This window comes from Leptolyngbya sp. AS-A5 (genome assembly GCF_039962495.1).
Taxonomy (GTDB): domain Bacteria; phylum Cyanobacteriota; class Cyanobacteriia; order Leptolyngbyales; family Leptolyngbyaceae; genus Leptolyngbya.
In genome coordinates this window covers 131,449-149,532 of record NZ_JAMPLL010000002.1, presented here as the reverse complement: position 1 = coordinate 149,532, position 18,084 = coordinate 131,449, and the positions used below count along the sequence as shown (strand labels likewise).

The 18,084-nt window shown below is 48.4% G+C and carries 20 protein-coding genes; 11 read left to right on the top strand and 9 right to left on the bottom strand.

Annotation, left to right across the window (positions count from 1 at the left end; genetic code table 11):
• The first annotated feature begins 10 nt into the window (after positions 1–10).
• Entirely contained in the window at positions 11–553 is a 543-nt protein-coding gene (locus NC980_RS03165) for a peroxiredoxin family protein (RefSeq protein ID WP_190379679.1), read from the top strand.
• Here NC980_RS03165 and NC980_RS03160 read toward each other — a convergent pair.
• Both NC980_RS03160 and NC980_RS03155 read right to left on the bottom strand, forming a co-directional pair.
• The gene (locus NC980_RS03160) at positions 550–1,548 is read right to left on the bottom strand and encodes a DnaJ C-terminal domain-containing protein (protein ID WP_190379678.1); all 999 of its coding nucleotides are present in this window, start codon (positions 1,546–1,548) and stop codon (positions 550–552) included. The two genes, NC980_RS03165 and NC980_RS03160, sit on opposite strands and share 4 nt — an antisense overlap.
• A gap of 296 nt (positions 1,549–1,844) precedes the next feature.
• Entirely contained in the window at positions 1,845–2,549 is a 705-nt protein-coding gene (locus NC980_RS03155) for a DedA family protein (protein WP_190379677.1), read from the bottom strand.
• Between the two features lie 358 nt (positions 2,550–2,907).
• Between NC980_RS03155 and NC980_RS03150 the strand changes: the two genes are divergently transcribed.
• Positions 2,908–3,297, top strand: a complete 390-nt coding sequence (locus NC980_RS03150) for an STAS domain-containing protein (protein ID WP_242027234.1) — start codon at positions 2,908–2,910, stop codon at positions 3,295–3,297.
• 82 nt (positions 3,298–3,379) lie between these two features.
• On the opposite strand, the gene NC980_RS03145 is transcribed toward NC980_RS03150, so the two are convergent.
• The 3 genes from NC980_RS03145 to NC980_RS03135 form a co-directional block, all read right to left on the bottom strand.
• Positions 3,380–3,934: an Npun_F5560 family protein gene (locus tag NC980_RS03145; RefSeq protein WP_190379953.1), complete on the bottom strand. Its 555-nt coding sequence runs from the start codon at positions 3,932–3,934 to the stop codon at positions 3,380–3,382.
• Complete coding sequence (locus NC980_RS03140) at positions 3,934–4,950, bottom strand: NAD(P)/FAD-dependent oxidoreductase (protein ID WP_190379676.1); 1,017 nt, start codon at positions 4,948–4,950, stop codon at positions 3,934–3,936. The genes NC980_RS03145 and NC980_RS03140 overlap by 1 nt, the downstream gene beginning before the upstream one ends.
• A gap of 168 nt (positions 4,951–5,118) precedes the next feature.
• Complete coding sequence (locus tag NC980_RS03135; RefSeq protein ID WP_190379675.1) at positions 5,119–5,808, bottom strand: hypothetical protein; 690 nt, start codon at positions 5,806–5,808, stop codon at positions 5,119–5,121.
• A 195-nt stretch (positions 5,809–6,003) separates the two neighbouring features.
• Here NC980_RS03135 and NC980_RS03130 point away from each other — a divergent pair, with 195 nt between their 5' ends.
• The 4 genes from NC980_RS03130 (at position 6,004) to NC980_RS03115 (ending at position 9,764) form a co-directional block, all read left to right on the top strand.
• Positions 6,004–7,041: an FAD-dependent oxidoreductase gene (locus NC980_RS03130; RefSeq protein ID WP_190379674.1), complete on the top strand. Its 1,038-nt coding sequence runs from the start codon at positions 6,004–6,006 to the stop codon at positions 7,039–7,041.
• A 4-nt stretch (positions 7,042–7,045) separates the two neighbouring features.
• Positions 7,046–7,405 carry a hypothetical protein gene (locus NC980_RS03125; protein ID WP_190379673.1) on the top strand — a complete coding sequence of 120 codons (360 nt, stop codon included), beginning with the start codon at positions 7,046–7,048 and terminating at the stop codon, positions 7,403–7,405.
• 389 nt (positions 7,406–7,794) lie between these two features.
• A complete protein-coding gene (locus tag NC980_RS03120) occupies positions 7,795–8,442 on the top strand; it encodes a class I SAM-dependent methyltransferase (protein ID WP_190379672.1) in 648 nt (215 codons plus the stop codon).
• A gap of 338 nt (positions 8,443–8,780) precedes the next feature.
• Positions 8,781–9,764: an SH3 domain-containing protein gene (locus tag NC980_RS03115; RefSeq protein WP_190379671.1), complete on the top strand. Its 984-nt coding sequence runs from the start codon at positions 8,781–8,783 to the stop codon at positions 9,762–9,764.
• A gap of 95 nt (positions 9,765–9,859) precedes the next feature.
• Here the strand turns inward: NC980_RS03115 and NC980_RS03110 are convergent, their stop codons facing one another.
• The 3 genes from NC980_RS03110 to NC980_RS03100 all read right to left on the bottom strand — a co-directional run bounded on the left by NC980_RS03110 (position 9,860) and on the right by NC980_RS03100 (position 12,731).
• Positions 9,860–10,801 (bottom strand): peptidoglycan DD-metalloendopeptidase family protein, encoded by a 942-nt coding sequence (locus tag NC980_RS03110; RefSeq protein ID WP_190379670.1) that lies wholly within the window; start codon positions 10,799–10,801, stop codon positions 9,860–9,862.
• Positions 10,802–11,014: 213 nt separating this feature from the next.
• Positions 11,015–11,857 (bottom strand): inositol monophosphatase family protein, encoded by an 843-nt coding sequence (locus tag NC980_RS03105; protein ID WP_242027233.1) that lies wholly within the window; start codon positions 11,855–11,857, stop codon positions 11,015–11,017.
• A gap of 13 nt (positions 11,858–11,870) precedes the next feature.
• On the bottom strand, positions 11,871–12,731 hold the full coding sequence (locus NC980_RS03100; RefSeq protein WP_190379668.1) for a sugar kinase: 861 nt from the start codon (positions 12,729–12,731) through the stop codon (positions 11,871–11,873).
• A gap of 10 nt (positions 12,732–12,741) precedes the next feature.
• Between NC980_RS03100 and rsmI the strand changes: the two genes are divergently transcribed.
• Together rsmI and NC980_RS03090 are read left to right on the top strand one after the other, a co-directional pair.
• Positions 12,742–13,575, top strand: coding sequence for a 16S rRNA (cytidine(1402)-2'-O)-methyltransferase (gene rsmI / locus NC980_RS03095; RefSeq protein WP_190379667.1), 834 nt, complete (start codon positions 12,742–12,744; stop codon positions 13,573–13,575).
• Positions 13,572–14,108 carry a hypothetical protein gene (locus NC980_RS03090; protein ID WP_190379666.1) on the top strand — a complete coding sequence of 179 codons (537 nt, stop codon included), beginning with the start codon at positions 13,572–13,574 and terminating at the stop codon, positions 14,106–14,108. Before rsmI ends, NC980_RS03090 begins: the two co-directional genes overlap by 4 nt.
• Here the strand turns inward: NC980_RS03090 and NC980_RS03085 are convergent, their stop codons facing one another.
• The gene (locus NC980_RS03085) at positions 14,109–14,981 is read right to left on the bottom strand and encodes an EamA family transporter (protein ID WP_190379665.1); all 873 of its coding nucleotides are present in this window, start codon (positions 14,979–14,981) and stop codon (positions 14,109–14,111) included. It lies immediately after the preceding gene.
• A 172-nt stretch (positions 14,982–15,153) separates the two neighbouring features.
• Here NC980_RS03085 and NC980_RS03080 point away from each other — a divergent pair, with 172 nt between their 5' ends.
• The 3 genes from NC980_RS03080 (at position 15,154) to NC980_RS03070 (ending at position 18,053) form a co-directional block, all read left to right on the top strand.
• Positions 15,154–15,603: a DUF393 domain-containing protein gene (locus NC980_RS03080; protein WP_190379664.1), complete on the top strand. Its 450-nt coding sequence runs from the start codon at positions 15,154–15,156 to the stop codon at positions 15,601–15,603.
• A gap of 189 nt (positions 15,604–15,792) precedes the next feature.
• A complete protein-coding gene (locus NC980_RS03075) occupies positions 15,793–17,157 on the top strand; it encodes a glycoside hydrolase 100 family protein (protein ID WP_190379662.1) in 1,365 nt (454 codons plus the stop codon).
• A 284-nt stretch (positions 17,158–17,441) separates the two neighbouring features.
• Positions 17,442–18,053: a hypothetical protein gene (locus NC980_RS03070; RefSeq protein ID WP_190379661.1), complete on the top strand. Its 612-nt coding sequence runs from the start codon at positions 17,442–17,444 to the stop codon at positions 18,051–18,053.
• The last annotated feature ends 31 nt before the right edge of the window (positions 18,054–18,084 follow it).

Sequence of the window (18,084 nt, the reverse complement as noted above, 5' to 3'; positions counted from 1 at the left end):
AATTCACTTTATGTTGACCTCTACCGACTTTAGCGGCTTAATTAATCAGCGATTTTTTCAAAATTTCATGCCGATTCCAGCGACGAATTCCTTAACGCTGGGACAAGCCACACCAGAGTTTAATTTGCGAGATGTCAAAAACGATCGCCGCGTTAAACTCTCCGATTACCGCAACGATCGTCCTGTGATTTTAGCGTTCACACGAATTTTTACCGAAAAGCAGTATTGCCCGTTTTGCTATCCGCATATCAAGGCTTTGAACGAGCAGTATCAGGAGTTTGTTGATCGACAAGTTGAACTCTTAATGATTACCAGCACCGACGAACAGCAAAGCAAAAAAGTCGTTGAAGATTTAGGGCTAAAATTCCCGTTACTGAGCGATTCAAGCTGTAAAACCTTTCGCGACTATCGCACAGGTCAAGCCCTCGGCGCACCCCTACCCGCCCAATTTTTGCTCGATCGCCAAGGCATCCTGAGATACAAGCATCTCTTTTCGTTCCTCGATCACAATGCCAGCATTACAACGCTGTTAAACGCGATCGATTCGCTCTAAAGCGCCACAGACTTGATCGCACTGCGCGGATCATAGCTGCGATTGTCGCGGATCTTCTCGTATGCCTCCCGCTCGATCGCGCTCAGTTCCTTCGGCGGTGCGATCGTGATCTTCACCATTTGATCGCTACGTTCGCCCCTCTGATTCTTCCAACCTTTGCCGCGTAAGCGCAGCGACTGCCCCGATCGCACCCCTGCTGGCACATTCACTTTCACCATTCCGTCTGGCGTGGGTACGTCAATTTGCGCTCCTAAAACCGCTTCATCGGGGGCAATCGGCACTTCACAGACTAAATTGCCATCCCCATCAAACTGGAAGAACGAATGCGGCAACAACTCAACCGTCAGATATAAGTCCCCGCGCTGACTCGTATAGAACCGACTAGAGCGCCCTTTACCGCGCACTCTCACGCGACTTCCAACCTTTGCACCTGCGGGAATGCGGACATTAATTTCCTCGTTATTCACGCTTAGTCGCTTCTCTGTGCCGTTAAACGCCTCTGAGAAAGTGAGCTTGATCGCAGCTTCAATGTCAAGATTTTCTCCAGCAGTGGCGCGATCGTCGGTCGTGAATCCACCCGGAGCGCGGTAAGTGGCATTGCGAAAGGGATCGCGTCCACCGTAAGGCGATCGACCCAATAAATCGTTGATAAATTCCTCAAAGTTGTCGTAGCGCCCAAACTCGACATCATCAAATCCAGCCGTATTATTAAAGGGCGATCGAGAACCGGAGGTCGATCGAGGCGCACCCGCTTGATCCGCTTGTCGCCAGTATTGTCCGAACTGGTCATATTTCTTACGCTTGTCGGGATCAGAGAGAACCTCGTTCGCCTCGTTGACTTCTTTGAATTTGGCTTCTGCGGCTTTATCGCCCGGATTCACGTCGGGGTGATATTGGCGTGCGAGTTTGCGAAACGCTTTCTTAATGTCGTCAGCGCTTGCGGTTTTGCTCACCCCTAAAATTTGGTAGTAATCTTTGAAGTTGGTTGCAGCCACTCGCTCATCCCCTCGTAAAAAATAGCGTCTAGGTTTATGGACATCCTACTCAATGCAGAATGCCCGATTTCATGTATCTCTAGGCTAACAAACTTGCTTCTCCCACTCAGAAAAATTTGATGCGAATTTCCGAACTCTTACTGTTGGGGTGTTTCACCTAACGATATGAGAATGAGAAGAACGGGCAGACCGGGAGAAAGTGAAGCAAGTACAAAAGAGAGCAAATAGAATTGCGCGATCGTCGGCTTATGATTCACAAACAGACGACCGCGCGAAGTGGATCGTTCACTTCTTGATTAATCTTTATTCAGATTAGTTTCCTTGTCCTGCTGGTCCATCGCCTCATTGATCGCGATCGCCTCACCCTTCGCGCTCTCTGCGACTAACTGCTTCGACTTACGCGACTCCAACCAGAACGGCACTACAATCCAAGCTGCCACCAGTAGAAACGCAACGACACCAAACTGAGAAGCCAACGTAAATAACTTCTCCAATGGCACAATCTGACCTGCAAAGTATGCCAACGATACCATCACCGTTGCCCAAGTTAACGCGCCCACAGTGTTATACAGCGTAAACCTCCAATACGGCATTCCGGCGATTCCTGCCAACGGACTGGCAAAGATTCGCAATAGTGCAATAAACCGACCGAAAAACACTGCCTTACCTGCATTCTCGCCAAACTGCCGCCGCAGATCTTCGATTTGCGCTTCTTTAATCCGAAACAGTTTGCCAAGATTCAGCAGCAGTGCCCAGCCGCCATACCGACCAATCCAGTAACCGAGATTGCCACCGATCGTCGCACCTAGCGCGGCATCGCCAACTACCCACCAGTAATTCAACTGGTCGCTACCTGCCAGAAAACCGCCCGCAAGCGTCACTGTTTCACCGGGAATGGGCAGCCCCAAATTCTCTAGCAAAATTCCAAGAAAAATCGCCCAATATCCATACTGTTGAGCAAGTTGCTCGATCGCTTCCGGCGAAATCAGCTCTAGTGACATTTTAACAACCTTTACAAAGCTTAATCCCTGCCTTGATCTTGACGTGGTTTCGCTCCAAGTGTCAACGAGAAACCGCATGAAATTACTAGAATGCTTGGACTGAGCCGAAGAAACATCCGTAATTTCCCATACAGATCAAATAATCTTTACCGAACTGAAGGGTCAGTGTCTGCCAACATAAAGTTTCAATGAAAGTCGCGCAATCGCTGATGGTATCCGGAAATAAAATTTTTATAGTTGAATTGCTTAGAGTAAGTACAACTACTGAGCTAATGAGGAACCCTGATTGCGATCATCGTCGAATCAACGGTACTTTATCTGAGCTTTAAGTGTCAAAGTTTGAGATAGGTGATTTGAGATGCGATCGGACGAAATGTGTGAGGAGAGTGGGATGGCGTTAATTGAGCAGCATGAAGTGATTGTGCTACGACCTCAAGGTCAGCTAGATACGGCAGGCGGTGAAGCGTTGCAGCAACAATGGACAACGCTAGTGTGTCGCCGCTACAAACTATGGGTCGTTGATCTATCGAGTATTGAATTTATCGACAGTGCAGGATTAGTGACCTTAGTAGCCGGGTGGAAAACAGCAGCACAATCGGACGCAAGATTGGTGTTTTGTGGATTACGCCCCCCAACTCGATTGATTTTTGAGATTACGCAGCTCGATCGCGTGTTTGCGATCTACGAGAATGACGAGGCGATTTTGAGATCGATCGTTCAACCTCAAGCAGTGCTGCAAGCTGCTTGAGCCGCGATTGCTAAAAAAGCAAAAAGCCCTCACAGTCTTGAATCTGTAGGGCTTTATGAATGAATTGCGTTAGAAACCTACTCTAAGCATTCCCAAAACTGGGCAGCGAAATCTCACCCTCTTCCCGTGGAAAAGAAGGCAAATCTAGGTGTCCGTTGCGGCGATTTTTCACTGCAAGACGGTAGTTGACGCTCTGCAATTCGGCGTGAAGTTGACGATTTTCGCGCTGAATCATTGCCACTTTTTCCCGCACAGGCTGCATTCGCTCGGCAAATTTTTGGCGGTAGACTTTGGGTAGCTCTTGTACGACTTGCTCCAGCATTTTAGAACGCTCCGTTAATTCCTGGGTGGTCTGCCGCAGTTCGTAAATCTCGCGATCGCGCTCTGTAATCTGCTCTTGGTAAAACGTCACTTGCTGTTCTACGGTTTGAAGCTCATCCCGCAGCGATTGGACTTCTGCAAGATGGCGATCGCTCTTGTCGTCATCTTCCGGAGCAGGTGCGGTCGCGTTGCCTTTGACTAAGCGAAACAGTTCTTGAGACAACTGCTGCACGAGCTGATCGCGCATTTGCAGCTCTTCTTGGAGGCGAAGATTTTCCGCGTGGATCTGTTGGGCGTGAGAAGCATCGATTTGAATCACGAGACAGGTACTCCCTTTGGGGTAATCAAGTTGAGGTTTTCCTCCCATAATCGCGGAGGAGACGAGCGGCGAATGTCTCGCCAGATTGCAGTTGCCGCCAATGTACCATCTGCAACCGCAATTGATACTTGATTTAACCCCTCTTTTAAGTCTCCGATCGCAAAAATTCTGGGATGTGAGGTACGGCACATCTCGTCTGTGACCAAATTGCCGCCTTTCCACTTAAGATTCAAGCCTTGTAAGTAAGCATTGTAATAATGCGAACCCATTGCCACGAGCCCGGTCTGAAGCTCGATCGTGCTGCCATCTACCAGTTCAACTCCGGTCATTTCGTGGTCGTGTCCGATAAATCGCTTCAGGGGTGTTTCGATCAATGGGTAACCATGTGATCTGAGCTTCTCGCGCATCTCATCACTGACCTCAAATAAGCCCTGAGTGAACACGGTAATGTAGGGCGTGAACCAGTTGAGCACGAAAGCGGTATTGATTGCGCCTTCTGTCCCTGCAAATAAGCCGCATTTCGTATCTGCCATTTCCCAACCGTCGCAGATCATGCAAACGTGCAGATTATGCCCTGCATAGTCAAAAACGTTCTGCATATCTTCGAGTCTGGGCAGATGATCAATGATGCCACTGGCAGCGATGACGTATTTCGATCGAAACACGGGATAGCTGCTTTCTTGTTTGCCGACCTTGGCTTTTACCGCGAAGGTGTCTCCTTCGTCTTGGACTGCTTCGACATAGCCCATGAGGTAGTCGCCACCGAGCGAGAGAAAGTGATTTTGACCCTGTTGCAGCAGCGTTCGTCCGGGAGTTCCCGCAGGAAGACCAAGATAGTTTTGCAGCTCTTGCATCCAGAACGATCGACCGCGACCTTTTTCGATGACGAGGCAAGAGAGTCGATAGCGTTGGAGATAGATGGCTGCGGAGAGCCCACCTGCACCTCCACCGACAATGATGACATCGTAAACGTGATCGAGCTTTTGTTCGAGCGTCTTTCTGGAAAGCTTCATATCTGATCTCTTGAATGTGGCATTCTCAGTGTAGAGTTATCGCCTAACTCTAGATGCTTTCAATGTAGCAACTCTGCGAACAAGGCGAGGGTTGGAGACCCCCATTGCGAGGTTTAGGGGTTGTTCGGTGTCGGGCAAGATATCCGCACTACCAGGTTTTTGGTTCGATCAGCTTTCAGCCTGACCGACCAGTTTTGTGAGTTCTACGCCGTTTTGCACCAGCACGACCGATGGATTTCCGGCTGGGTTGAGATTGATTCGTTTAACCGTGACTTGCCCATTTGCCAGACTTTCACCGACTTGAACATAACGGGAATTGCCGTCTGTGTCTTGCACGATCGCGCTTAACTGGCTCCCAGCTTGAATGACACCTGTGAGTGCGATCGCGTCTGCTAGGTTTGTTCGCGATACCGGGGGTGCGGGTGGCGCGATGTTTGCAGTCCCCGCGATCGGCAAAGCGGGGAGCGGCTGAGCACTTAGAGGGGCGGGTTGCGGGATCGGACGATAGGCGATCGACGGTTGCGGGATCGGGGCAACAGGTTGATTGCGATTTAAGGGGGTTGCAGATTGGGAAGCGGCAGGTTGAAGTGTGGCTTTGAGATTCGTCGGGATAGTAGCTGCGGCGAACGGATCGCGAGTGCTAGAAACTGCGACTGGCATCAACGGAGTTTTGGTTTCTGAAGTTGGGATCATGCCGGGGACTTTGAGTGTGGGTAAAGCTTTGGGCTGCGGCGGCACGATCGGTTCGGCAAATGTCTGCGGAGAAGGTTGTATGGTTGCTTGTTTAGAACGGTTTGGCTGGCAGCTTGATAACAGCAAGAGTCCAATTCCAGCGGTGATCCAGTAACGGTTTCTCATACAGACTTTCCAGGTAGCGACATGGTTTCAGAATAGACAGAGTTTTTCGGAACGCACGCTTTTCTGGGCAGTTCTAGCTGCGGGTTTTGACGGATTTTTTGCATTGATTGTATCTCTACGTCGGTGTTCTTACAGTCGTCGGTGCCTGCGGCTAGGCGAAGCCACTGTTAAACTGAAGAAAGTGCACGAATTAACATGAAAAATTTAGTCTTAGTCGGAGGAGGACACAGTCACGCGATCGCATTGCGTCAGTTTGGGCTGAATCCGATCGTTGGGGTGCAAATTATCTTAATTTCTGAAGCAGAAGATACGCCGTATTCGGGAATGCTGCCGGGTCATGTAGCAGGATTTTATTCATATCAAGAATGTCATATTAATCTCAGATCGCTCTGTGAGTTTGCTAATGCTCGATTGATTGTCGATCGAGCAGTTGGTTTAGAGCGCAATCAAGTTATGTGTCAGCACCATCGGATTGAGTTTGATTGGGTGTCGATTGATATTGGCAGTACCCCAAACATTCCTTCAGGAGCGCAAGGAATTGGGGCGAAACCGATCTCGAAGTTTCTCAAGTGGTGGGATGAGTTTGCCCAGAAGAATCCTAAACAGTTAGCGATCGTCGGGGGCGGAACGGGCGGTGTTGAGCTTGCGTTAAATATGCAGCATCGTTTGCCAAACACCACGATTCATCTATTTCAGCGCGATCGTGAGATTATGCCAAAACATAACGCTTGGGTGCGTCGTCAGTTAAAACAATTGCTGATTCAGCGAGGCATTCAGTTGCATTTAGGCGCAGTGGTTGAAGCAGTTGAGGGATTTGATGCAGATGCGATCGTTTGGGTGACGCAAGCCTCTGCACCAGGTTGGCTTCGGCAATCTAGACTCAAGGTAGATGAACAAGGATTTATTTTAGTGAATGATGCTTTGCAGTCGGTGTCGCATCCTCAAGTGTTTGCGGCGGGTGATATTGCCACCATGATTCATTATGAGCGTCCAAAAGCAGGGGTGTTTGCGGTGAGGCAAGGAAAGCCATTGTTTCAGAATCTATCTGCTGCGCTGAACCATCAACCTCTGAGAGCCTATCATCCGCAGAGCAATTATCTTAGCCTAATTGGAACAGGGGATCGATCGGCAATTGCATCGTATGGCAAATTTGGAGTGCGATCGCGATTGTTGTGGCGGATGAAAGATGTGATCGATCAAACTTTCATGAATCAGTTTCATAACCTGGGTTAGAACTATGCAGTTATCTATCTCCAATGATCAGTTAAAGATTGACTTAGATTGGGCAGAGCGGTTCTGGGCGTTTTACTACAATGCCGATTTGTACATTCCATTGAGCCATATTACAAAAGTGACGACTGAGGAGCCACCGAGTAGTTGGACAGATGTGAGGCTTCCGGGTACGTTCTTTCCGGGGATTATTAAAGCAGGAACTTATTACACCGATCGAGGTAAGGAATTCTGGTATACGACTCGTTCTGGTCAGTATTTAGTTTTGGAGCTAGAGAACGAGTTTTATAAGAAAATTGTGTTGACCCTGGAGCAAAGCCAGGTTTGGGCAGAGCGAATTCAACAGCACAATGGGAAAGTCTTCTAATTTACTGATTAAGCTCAGTCGTCAATTGTTCTCAGATGCAAATGAGCAGGTGATTGGATTTTAGACAAGCTTCCGCAGTTTGAATCTGCCGAAGTTCCGCAGTTAAGGGAGTACTGATCGCACTTATCCGATCAATTCTGTTATCGCATCTTTCCCCAAGATCGTTTAGGGGCAGGAGCGTTTACGGCTTTGCTAAGAAATACACAGCCTGGAGAAATGTAAAAAATCTCTGAGGCGTTTTTTGAGCGATCGGGCATGGTATTTCTCTAAAATTAATCGCTTGTATCATTAAGGTTCCTTCTTAGTGCGAGCTGCTGTAGTTCTTAAGGCAGAGAATGAAGCAAAATTATTTGTTAACATAACTTCATTGATGTCATAGTGCTGCGATCATGTTGCTTAATCCGAATCAGCGCGAAAAATTAGATCCTTCTAACGATGCTCTGTTTTATGAGTCTCCTCGCTTCGTTACGCACGTTGATGAAGGGTTTATTCAGCAGTTGACAGATCTGTATCGCGATCGCTTAAAGCCAAACGCCCGCATCTTTGACATGATGAGTAGCTGGGTGTCGCATCTTCCGGACGATGTGCAGTTTGAGCATGTTGAAGGACATGGACTCAATGCAGAAGAACTCGCCCGCAATCCGCGACTCAATCATTACTTTGTGCGGAACTTGAACTTAGACCCGAAGCTACCTTTGCCGGATCAGTCGTTTGATGCAGTATTGAATACAGTTTCGGTGCAATATATCCAGTATCCCGAAGCGATCTTCACCGAGATTCATCGAATTCTAAAACCGGGCGGAATCGCAATTATTAGCTTCTCGAATCGCATGTTCTACCAAAAAGCGATCGCAGCCTGGCGCGATGCGAGTGAGAGCGATCGCGTTAACTTGGTGAAACAATACTTCAAAGCTGTTCCCGGATTTTCGCAACCCGAAGTGATTACAAAACAGTCACAAACCCCGGCAATATTTCAAATGTTTGGGCTGTCAGGCGGCGATCCATTCTATGCTGTGGTTGCAACTCGGATCGATTAGGACGCGGTGATTACTCCTATTTTCTCAACAGTTCAGGATGATCGCAATCGCCGTTTTTCGCCCTGGTAAACAAGCGATTTGTTCGATTTTTCTGAGCGAAAATTTAAGTTTGTTCTGAACTTGATGTACATTTATTCACAAACGTAGAAAAATGTAACAAACGACCAATTCGACTAAAAACCGCTAGTAAAATTGCAATGACACAGAGTCGAATTATTCGGTTTGGTAGTGGGTCTGCCTGTGTCTGGGTAAGACCTAAACGACCCAGCAATATAACTGCTTAAACTTGGCTCCGGGTCAAAAATAAAACTACTTTGTTTCAGATCATCAGGAGAACCATGGAAGAATCTATTTACGCTGGAACTATAACGACTGGCACAACCTCAAAGCTGGTGCGCTTAGGACGATCGCTCAAAAAGTGGTGTTTAAACATCCCTAGTTCTGCCTGGGTCGGCTTTGCTGGGTTTATATTAGCAACTTCGGTGCTTGTTACTCACGTCCCATCGGCTCAAGCGGCACAATATGTCAGAGTGAGCAATAGCATTTCTGCACTCAACGTTCGTAACGGCCCTGGATCGCAATACGGTTTAAACGGCAGACCGTTGTATCCAGGCGAAACCGTGCGCGTAGTTGCTTCATCGAATGGTTGGTATCAGCTACCCGATGGTGGCTGGTTCTCTTCCGCTTACACCACCAGCTCCAACATAGGGGGGCCTGGCCCAATTGGAACTCCGACCAACCAAACGGTGAGAGCAACGACTACGGTGAATGTTCGTAACGGCCCTGGAGTGGGATACGGCTTGAATGGCAGACCGTTGTATCCCGGTGAAACCGTGCGCGTCATCCGGCAGTCTGGCGGTTGGTATCAGTTACCCGATGGTGGCTGGTTCTCTTCTGCTTATACCACCAGTCCGAACACGGGTGGTCCTGGCCCAATTGGAACTCCGACCAACCAAACGGTGAGAGCAACGACTACGGTGAATGTTCGTAACGGCCCTGGAGTGGGATACGGCTTGAACGGCAGACCTTTGTATCCTGGTGAAACCGTGCGTGTCATCCGGCAGTCCGGCGGCTGGTATCAGTTACCCGATGGTGGCTGGTTCTCTTCTGCTTATACCACCAGTCCGAACACGGGTGGTCCTGGTGTCTCCTCAGCAACCGTTTCGACGAATGGCGGTAGCTTGTTGATTCGATCGAGTCCTTCGGGCAGCGTAATTGGCAGCCTCTCAAATGGTTCGGTTGTACGGCTATCGGGTCGAGTCAGTGGTGGGTATTCTCAACTTTCGAGCGGTGGTTGGGTGTCTTCAAGCTGGCTTCGATAATTCAAATCCGAGCGTTTAAAAGAGAAAGGTTCAGGCAGCATCCTCTCCTGAACCTTTTTCTTTAAATCGCGCAAATAGAGCTAGAACTGAAGCGGCTATCGGTATTCAGTCGGCAGGATGAGTCCAGCTTGTGAACCGTCCGCCTGTCGAACAAGTGCGAGAAATGGCATGGGGTTAATCGCGCTTTGATAAGTATCTGCCCCTTGACGAATTTCGTAATGCAGATGCGGCCCCGTGGAATTTCCATTGTTGCCGATCGCTGCGATTAACTGACCCGATGTAACAGTCTGTCCTACCTTGACATAGGCTTTACTGATGTGAGCGAAGAGATGAATCTTCCCTTCGCTGTCGCGGATTTTGACGTGCCAACCATAGCCCCATTCGTAACTATTTCCGTCTTGTTCCCGTCCGACGTAAAACACAGTTCCACAGACTGGACTGTTAATTGGAGTGCCAATCTTGCCATCGAAGTCTATGCCTGTATGAAAATGGCTCTGTCTAGCGTTGAAGGGATCGCTGACTCGTCCAAAGCCTTGATTCACGACAGGAGGCCGGACTGGATAGACGGGAGCACAGTTGGAGACTTGCGGAACGGGAATGAACAGATTCTTTTCTACGGCTGCTGTTTTCGCGGGCGTGAAGACTTGAGGTTGAGGAGCTACAACGGGTTGAGCGGCTGAGATCGAGGGGGCTACCGTTCGTCGGGCTACTGCACCAAAGGGTCTCACTAAATCGCCCCGTACCCAGCCGACGATTCCAGAACGGTTAGACTGCATCTGATACCAGGTAAACCCGTCTCGGCTTTGGGTTGTGCTGAGAATTTGAACCTGATCGCCCGGAAAAGCAATGCCTGCTAGTGGAGCAGTAGTAGACGGACTGGTGCGGACGTTAATCTGGGTCGAGGGGTTGCTTGCGAATAGTTCGCCCGTTTGAACGGCGATCGAGGGACGAGACCACCCTAGCATGACGAACACACCAAGGCTGAGCACAAACAAAACTAGGCTACGAGATAGCCGCCCTGTACGATTTAGTTTCATCGGGATACGTTGTAGGGTTGAGGAAATGCAAGCGAAAACAAGCTCCTTTCGTAGAGGCAAACTGAAGGGTGAGAGTTCCTTCTTTGCTCTATGAGCCGGATTATTTTTGAGCGGTTAGTACGTTAATACTATACAGCCTGATCGAACCTGACTTTCACTCACACCTCTGCATTCAACCTTAAATCAGGAAAAGTGATGAAACTTAATAGATAGTTATCGCTTATCAATCTCTCCAAGTAGTGCGATCGCGGTGTCACAAAGCTGAGCGTGTATTTTTCCGTTACTCGCGAGAATTCCGCCCCATTGATTCACATCGGCGCGATTGTACTGCACGAGAGATTGATCAAAATAGGTAAATTGTCCGCCTGCCTCGGTGAGAATGAGTTCGGGGGCCGCGAAATCCCAATCCTTCGCGGCAGACTTACCCGACAAAGAAAGATAAAGATCCGCCTGCTGTTCGACGATCGCCGCAATCTTACAGCCGACGCTACCAATTTGACGCTGTTGTTTGACGGGGAATTGTTCCATTAATTGATTGAACCGCACGTCGCGATGGCTGCGACTGGCAACGACGGTTAAATCGGTAAAGTCTGATTTATTTGAAACTTGGATGCGAGTGCGATCGCCGTTTTCAGTTTCGACCCAGGTTCCGCCCTTTAAGGTGGCAGAATAGAGCTTGCCGAATGCAGGACAAGCGACGATCGCAACAACGGGACGACCTTGATAAGCGAGAGCAATGTGCATTGCATATTCCCCGGTGCGATTGATAAAGTCTTTTGTGCCATCAAGTGGATCAATAATCCATACCCAAGGACGATTTAAGCGCACTTCGGCAGGCTGAGACTGATAAGTTTCTTCGCTGAGGTAGGCGAAGGTTTGTGGGTCGAAAACCGATTGTAGTTTCTCTAGGATGTAGGTGTTGGCAGCAATGTCCGCCGAAGTGACAGGACTATCGCCAGATTTTTCTACCTCAAAGCTACGCGATTGTTCTATCAGAATGTTCGCGGCTCCCCAGCCAACTCTTCGTGCAATGGTACAAATTTCTTCAAAATTCATCGCTCTTACCCGCTCAATCGGCTTCATTATTATAGGTCTGGTATTTTCTCCATTCGCGAGTACCGAAGAATTGACAGGAATAAGCAGCAATTTGGGCGGCTTTAGACAGTGCAGTGTGAAAATCACACATTAATATATAGTGGCAAAACGCACCGTGAAAGATATCTCCTGCACCCAGCGTGTCAACCACAGGAACTTGGGGGACATTGATTTTATGATTTGGTAGTTCAATGGCATTCTTTCCGTGTGTGATTGCCATGTGTGGGATTCCAAACGATCGCAGATATTCAAATACTGTTTGATCGGTCGGGGGATGAAAGCTCGCAGAACAAATTGCATAATTCACCCAAGGTAAAACGGTTTCAAATCCAGGCTTCCAACTGCCTGCATCAATTACAACTGGAATGCTGCGATCGTCTGCCATTTTCGCAAGCCTTGCCCCGATCGCCATTTGATGTCCATCAATTAATACAACATCAATATTGTCGAGAATATCTGGTGAAATGCGGTCTGGATCAATCTGCGATCGTACTGCGTTGATCGAAACGACTGAACGATCTCCCGTGGATTTTGTTACGACGATCGAAGAGACAGGCGGCAATTCGGTTTTAGCTGGAGCGAGATCCACAATCTGAACACCGCAGGATTGTAAATCAGATTGAATCAAATGACAGATGGGATGTGAGCCGATCGCACCCATTAATGTGGCGGAATTGCCCAACTGTTGAAAAGCGATCGCAGCATTGGTGGCAGGGCCTCCAGCCGCGATCGTCGTGTCTTGTGCCACGATTTTTTGATTTGCGATCGGGGGTGCATCTGCAAGATAAATTAAATCCAGCGTCACTAAGCCCACAAACAGTCCATGTTTTGCCATAATTCACTTCATGACAGCAACTCTATATATTGTGGGCACACCACTGGGCAACTTAGAAGACATGACGTTTCGGGCAGTGCGAATTCTGCAAACGGTAGACCTAATCGCCGCAGAAGACACGCGCCACACCGGAAAACTCTTGCAGCACTTTCAAATCAAAACCCCGCAAGTTAGCTATCACGATCACAATCGCCATTCTAGAACTATCGAACTGGTCGATCGTCTTCAGCAAGGGACATCGATCGCGCTTGTGACAGATGCAGGAATGCCCGGAATTTCTGACCCAGGGTATGAACTGGTGAAAGCGTGTGCAGAAGTAGGAATTTCAGTTGTTCCAATCCCCGGCGCAACGGCAGCGATGACAGCTTTGAGTGCTTCAGGGTTAAAGTGCGATCGGTTTGTGTTTGAGGGCTTTCTCCCTGCTAAAGAAACAGAGCGGCGTGAACATCTCGAACGGTTAATCACCGACGATCGCACCTTAATTTTCTACGAAGCGCCTCATCGAGTGCAAAAAACACTCGCTGACATTGCAACAGTTTTAGGAGACGATCGCTTGATTGTCTTGGCGCGTGAACTCACCAAACTACACGAAGAGTTCTGGCGCGGGACAGTGAAAGCAGCGATCGACCATTACACCAAGCATGAGCCAAAGGGCGAATTTACGCTGATTGTTTCTGGAGCAGAGCCAACCGAAGTTCCCCTCACAGAAGAAGTCTTAAAAGCAGAGTTGTTGTCATTATTGAAGCAAGGGATTTCCCGATCGCAAGCGAGTCGCCAGTTGTCTCAGCAAACCACTTTACCTCGTCGTCAACTGTATCAACTCGCCTTACAGATTGAACTATGAGCGAATTCGACTTCGATAGCTTACTGCAAAAAGCGTTCGAGCAGTGTGAACGCCTCGGCCATCCGCTAGATGCAGACCAAAAAGAAATCTTGCGATCGACTTTGCAGCAAGAAACGCGATCGAATCCGCTCACACAACTGACTGAGGAACAACGACAAGCCGTTCTACAGTTTGCCCAACAGTCCGATTGGAAAACATCGCTTCTAAACGATTGGCTGCAAAATCGTAATTCTGGAGCAATGCAGTTTATTCGAGATCAATATGGATTATCGTGGCTCAATTCTGTGACGGCTGAAGATTTAGCAGCCTACCGCGATCAAGAAACCCGACTGAATATTGGTGATCGCATTGAAGTTTCCAATGCTCTATGGGAATGGGTGCAAGCCGATGATCAAGAATGGTACACCTGCACAGTCATCGGACTGAGTGAATCAGACAATTCACAACAAACGCGCTGCACAATTCGCTTTGACAATGGGCAGGAATATGAAATTCAAGGCGTGTACGACTGGAATCGATCGAACTGGCGATAGCTACTTGCGGTTTACGATCGAAGTCAGAATCAATGCACTCACCACACAGCCCATTCCAATCAATTCATGAAATTGCGGAATTTCTCTAAGCTGCAATGCTGCAAACGTCACTCCTAACACCGGAGTCATCAGCATTCCTAACCCCGATAGTCCGGCGGGAAGCTGTCTTAGCACATACATCCATAACAGCATCGGAATCGCGTTTCCGGGCAAGACACTATACGCCAAAGCACTCTTAAAGGTCGAATTCCACTGAATCGGGGGAGGCGACGAAAAGAGCGCGATCGCAATCAGGGGTATAGTTCCAAACAGCGTTTGCCAAGTTGTCAGCGACAATAGATTGACTGACTTTGGATTAATTTTCTTTGCCACGATCGAGCCGCCTGCCCAACTTAATCCCGCTAACACGGCAAACAATCCACTGATCAACGAACCTTGCAGCCGAAACGGATCAAGAATCAGCAACAATCCAGAGAAGGCAACTGCGATCGCGATCCATTGCACTCCTCGAATCCGCTCACCCAAGAAGTACCATGCCAACAACAATGTCCAAAACGGCATTGTGTAAACCAGAATCGAAGTTTTCCCGGCTCCCCCACTGACCAATGCCCAAGCTGCAAAGCCACTAAATCCTGCGGTTTGTAGCAGCCCTAACAAGAAAGTCATTGGTACAGCTTTCGGAAGGATCGGTTGCTTGGTTGCGATCAGGGCAATCAGAAGTGCTAAGCCGCCCCCCACATTTCGCAGTGCTGCAAATGTAAACGCCGAGGAATATTGCACCCCTAGCTTCATCTGCGTCCAACTGTAGCCCCAGAGAATTGCGATCGCTAGCAATGCCAGCACCGCCGTTTTTGGAAAACGAGATTCAGTCATGTCGTTACCTCTGATACTCGCATCGCAAGTTCGCGCCCCAATATAAATAATCTCAAACAATAAATAATCTCAAACAGCAAATCTCAAACAGCTTAAAACCAAAGTGAATCACCTATAGTCCACCGCAAGCGTTACAAACTGTTAAATTAAAGAAAATTAGATTGAACCTGCAATGTCTGCTACCCCAACCTGGAAAATTAAGCTGCTCTACGATAGTGAATGTCCGCTTTGTATGCGCGAAGTGAATTTTTTGAAGAAGCGGGACAACGATCGTGGTTTAGTCGCGTTTGTTGACATTGCCGACGAGAACTATTCACCAGACGAGAACGGCGGGATTGATTATGAAACGGCAATGGGTCGGATTCATGCCGTATTGCCCGATGGCAGCACGATCAAAAATGTCGAGGTGTTTCGGCGCGTTTACGAAGTTCTCGGCATGGGATGGGTCTATGCGATTACAAGAATCCCAATCTTCGGTTGGATTGCGGATAAGCTGTATGAGATTTGGGCAGATTGGCGACTGATGCTGACGGGAAGACCGGACTTAAGGGCGATCGTGGCTGAGCGGCAGAAACGATTAGATTGTGCAAACGAAGGACGTTGCCGAGTCGAAAAGAGCTAGGGCAACAATATTGAATTGAAACCGTCCAGCGACGAGGGCAGGCTTTACCAGACGTTGACTTAGCGATCGAGAAAATCAAAACATTGAGCCAATAGCATCAGTTCACACAGATAAATCGATCGTAAACTCCCATACCATGCTAGAAGAATTGCTCTAGGATAGACCTTTGTTGATTTCGAGGTCAGAACGTTGAGCATCGAAGAGAAAGCCTGGGAACTGTTAGAAAAATCCGTTCTGTATTATCAAGGTCGAGAGATTGGCACGATCGCAGCCTGTGACACAGATCTAATCGCCTTAAACTACGATCAATGTTTTGTCAGAGACTTTATCTCCTCTGCACTCCTGTTTCTGATGCGTGGCAGAACTGAGATTGTTCAACACTTTCTCGAAGAAACCTTAAGGCTCCAACCCAAAACCACGCAATTCGACTCTTCTAAACCCAGCCGCGGCTTGATGCCTGCAAGCTTCAAAGTCATTCCCTACGAAGGCGGGGAGTATCTCAAAGCTGATTTTGGTGATCATGCGATCGGTCGCGTGGCTCCCGCCGATTCAGGACTGTGGTGGATCATTCTGCTGCGTGCTTATGTGATTGCCACCGGAGAAACCGATTTTGCTCATCGGCCCGATGTTCAAGAAGGCATCCGCTTTATTCTCGAGCTTTGTTTAGTGACTCGGTTTGATATGTATCCAATGGTGCTTGTGCCGGATGGAGCTAGCATGATCGATCGTCGCATGGGAATGTATGGGCATCCGCTCGACATTCAATCGCTGTTTTATGCTGCCCTGCGCTCTAGTCTGGAACTGCTCGTCGAAAATGAGGACAATCAGAAAATGATTCAGGGCATTCACAGCCGCCTCATTCCCCTCAGACGACAACTCAGAGAGCATTATTGGCTCGATCCAGACCGCTTAAACGTAATTTACCGCTATCGGGTCGAAGAATACGGCGAAGAGGCGCTGAATCAGTTCAATATCTATTCAGATTCAATTCCGTTCTATCGCCTTGCCAAATGGCTCCCTGAAGCAGGCGGATACATGGCAGGCAACTTAGGGCCTTCTCAGCTTGATGTCCGCTTCTTCGCGCTGGGGAACTTAATGTCGATCGTCTCTGCACTCGCCACCGAACGACAATCCCACAAAATTCTCAATCTGATCGAACTTCGCTGGAGTGATTTGGTCGGACAGATGCCGATGAAGCTTTGTTATCCTGCACTCGAAGATGTGGAATGGCGGATTGTTACCGGAGCCGACCCGAAGAATCGTCCTTGGTCTTATCACAATGGCGGAAGCTGGCCCGTATTGCTCTGGATGTTAACCGCAGCCGCGAAAAAGATGGATCGCGGAGAACTCGCACATCATGCGATCGCCGTTGCAGAACGTCGCTTATTAGAAGATCACTTCCCCGAATACTATGACGGCCCCGATGCTCGATTGATCGGCAAAGAAGCGCGGAGGTATCAAACCTGGACGATCGCAGGGTATCTACTGGCAAAAGAACTGTTAACCCATCCGGAACATCTAAAGCTGATCAACTTCGATTGGGAATCTAAGTAGTCAACTCATCCGGGTACTCGTAAAATTTTGGACAGACAAACCGCAGTACCCGATTTCTCTGAAACCCTTGCCGCTGGACTTACAGGCAAATTTTTCAATACTGTGATCAACTATCAAAATGGCTGAAAGACTGAGATAGTAAGCATTGTAGGATCTGATAGTTGATCAACAATCGTCGCTTGAACTAAAAAAAGGCAAAATAAACACAGAAAATTGCAAATTTATTGTTCTGATTGATCAAAGAAGCACTACAATCAGAAACATTTACAGTGAGGTTCACAACAATGCCCTACGCAGTTTTAGATCAATCAGTCAGACAGAACTTAGAACAAGAACGCGATCGTCTCACCAATGACCGCGAAGCGATCATCAAAGAAGCAGTTGCAGCAGCAACCTCTGAGATTGATAAAACCTTGGAGTACCTCAATGGTTTGTTAGGTGGAGAAATTGCCCCTTCGACCAATGGTAAGAAAATCGAGATCGAAGTGCCCGCGATCGCAGAAGTAGCAGAGGCAAAACCGAAGCGCAAAGGACGCGGCAAAGCAAAAGCAACAGAAGAAACGACAGTTGCTCCTGAGAAGAAAACACGCGGCAAAAAGAGCGAAGATGCACCCAAGCAGAAGCGCAATGTTAAACCGCCTGTTCCGTTTGATGCCACAATGAAGCGAGACTTCAAAGGAATGACTCCGGCAGAAGCGGTTTACAAAGTGATGAGCGGCTCACCTAGCGATACCTACACGACTGATGAGATGATTGAAGTTCTCTACGGTTCATTGCCCAGTGTGAACATGCCCGAAGCGCGGAAGCGGATTGCATTGATGATGGCGCATGGCATGAGAAAAGGAACTTATGAGAAAGTTGGAGAAAACCCCAGTCGCTTCAAAATCGCAGGCTAACTGCATTCCCTGTTCTACTGCAAGGCTCACA

Excerpts from the sequence above, each read along its gene's own strand:
- NC980_RS03115 (WP_190379671.1), top strand. The coding sequence starts at position 8,781 with ATGGAAGAATCTATTTACGCTGGAACTATAACGACTGGCACAACCTCA.
- NC980_RS03130 (WP_190379674.1), top strand. The coding sequence starts at position 6,004 with ATGAAAAATTTAGTCTTAGTCGGAGGAGGACACAGTCACGCGATCGCA.
- NC980_RS03165 (WP_190379679.1), top strand. The coding sequence starts at position 11 with ATGTTGACCTCTACCGACTTTAGCGGCTTAATTAATCAGCGATTTTTT.
- NC980_RS03155 (WP_190379677.1), bottom strand. The coding sequence starts at position 2,549 with ATGTCACTAGAGCTGATTTCGCCGGAAGCGATCGAGCAACTTGCTCAA.
- NC980_RS03125 (WP_190379673.1), top strand. The coding sequence starts at position 7,046 with ATGCAGTTATCTATCTCCAATGATCAGTTAAAGATTGACTTAGATTGG.
- NC980_RS03085 (WP_190379665.1), bottom strand. The coding sequence starts at position 14,981 with ATGACTGAATCTCGTTTTCCAAAAACGGCGGTGCTGGCATTGCTAGCG.
- NC980_RS03150 (WP_242027234.1), top strand. The coding sequence starts at position 2,908 with ATGCGATCGGACGAAATGTGTGAGGAGAGTGGGATGGCGTTAATTGAG.
- NC980_RS03110 (WP_190379670.1), bottom strand. The coding sequence starts at position 10,801 with ATGAAACTAAATCGTACAGGGCGGCTATCTCGTAGCCTAGTTTTGTTT.
- NC980_RS03070 (WP_190379661.1), top strand. The coding sequence starts at position 17,442 with ATGCCCTACGCAGTTTTAGATCAATCAGTCAGACAGAACTTAGAACAA.
- rsmI (WP_190379667.1), top strand. The coding sequence starts at position 12,742 with ATGACAGCAACTCTATATATTGTGGGCACACCACTGGGCAACTTAGAA.
- NC980_RS03100 (WP_190379668.1), bottom strand. The coding sequence starts at position 12,731 with ATGGCAAAACATGGACTGTTTGTGGGCTTAGTGACGCTGGATTTAATT.
- NC980_RS03105 (WP_242027233.1), bottom strand. The coding sequence starts at position 11,857 with ATGAATTTTGAAGAAATTTGTACCATTGCACGAAGAGTTGGCTGGGGA.
- NC980_RS03135 (WP_190379675.1), bottom strand. The coding sequence starts at position 5,808 with ATGAGAAACCGTTACTGGATCACCGCTGGAATTGGACTCTTGCTGTTA.
- NC980_RS03120 (WP_190379672.1), top strand. The coding sequence starts at position 7,795 with ATGTTGCTTAATCCGAATCAGCGCGAAAAATTAGATCCTTCTAACGAT.
- NC980_RS03140 (WP_190379676.1), bottom strand. The coding sequence starts at position 4,950 with ATGAAGCTTTCCAGAAAGACGCTCGAACAAAAGCTCGATCACGTTTAC.
- NC980_RS03080 (WP_190379664.1), top strand. The coding sequence starts at position 15,154 with ATGTCTGCTACCCCAACCTGGAAAATTAAGCTGCTCTACGATAGTGAA.
- NC980_RS03090 (WP_190379666.1), top strand. The coding sequence starts at position 13,572 with ATGAGCGAATTCGACTTCGATAGCTTACTGCAAAAAGCGTTCGAGCAG.